A 1,077-nucleotide genomic window follows, 5' to 3' on the forward strand; every position below is an offset into this window, starting at 1 on the left:
GATGCCGCGGCCAAGCCTCCACGGACGGATTCACGGCGTCCCCCGCGAACCCACCCCGCCCGGCCAAGCCCAGCTGCTGCTCCAAGCCACGAGGGGCTCCGCCGTTGGCCGTATCCGCGCCGAAGGCGCGATAATGCCCGGATGGAAACCGTCCGCATCGCCACCCGCAAGAGCCCGCTCGCCCTCTGGCAGAGCGAACACGTCGCCGACCGCCTGCGCCAGGCCCACCCCGGCCTGCACGTGGAACTGGTGCCGATGAGCACCCGCGGCGACGAGGTGCTGGACCGCTCGCTGGCCGCCATCGGTGGCAAGGGCCTGTTCCTGAAGGAACTGGAGCTGGCCATGCTGCGCGGTGAGGCCGACTGTGCCGTGCATTCGCTGAAGGACGTACCGATGGAGCTGGACGCGCCGTTTGCGTTGCCGGCGATGCTGACCCGGCACGACCCTGCTGATGGCTTCGTCTCCAACCTGTACGCCTCGCTGGAGGCGCTGCCGATCGGTGCGCGTGTCGGCACCTCGTCGCTGCGCCGCCAGGCCCAGTTGCGCGCGCTGCGCCCGGACCTGGAACTGCTGGACCTGCGCGGCAACGTCAACACCCGCCTGGCCAAGCTCGACAATGGTGGCTACGACGCCATCGTGCTGGCTGTGGCCGGGCTGGAACGGCTGGGCCTGGGCCAGCGCATCGTCGCGCGCCTGCAGCCGCCGCAGTGGTTGCCGGCGCCGGCACAAGGCGCGGTGGCAGTCGAATGCGATGGCGGCAACGCACGCCTGATGGCCCTGTTCGCGGGGCTTGACGACGCTTCCACCCGCGCCTGTGTGGAGGCCGAGCGGGCGATGAATCGTGCGCTGCATGGCAGCTGCCACGTGCCGGTGGCGGCGATCGCGCAGTGGCAGGGCAATGACCTGCACCTGCAGGGCCTGGTCGGCAGCGCCAGTGACGGCCGCGCGGTACGCGCCGAAGCGGTGGGGCCGGCCAGCGACCCGGATGCGCTGGGCCAGCGCGTGGCGACGATGCTGCTGGACGCCGGTGCCGGCGAGCTGTTGAACGTCTGAGCCACGCATCTGTAGAGTCGAGGG

1 protein-coding gene is annotated in these 1,077 nt (G+C 71.1%); it reads left to right on the forward strand.

Annotated elements, in window-relative coordinates:
• The first annotated feature begins 141 nt into the window (after positions 1–141).
• Positions 142–1,053 carry a hydroxymethylbilane synthase gene (hemC, locus tag QRO93_RS05750; RefSeq protein ID WP_053450871.1) on the forward strand — a complete coding sequence of 304 codons (912 nt, stop codon included), beginning with the start codon at positions 142–144 and terminating at the stop codon, positions 1,051–1,053.
• Positions 1,054–1,077 lie beyond the last annotated feature (24 nt).

Source organism: Stenotrophomonas maltophilia group sp. Smal17, assembly GCF_030237045.1.
GTDB classification, from domain to species: Bacteria; Pseudomonadota; Gammaproteobacteria; order Xanthomonadales; family Xanthomonadaceae; genus Stenotrophomonas; species Stenotrophomonas forensis.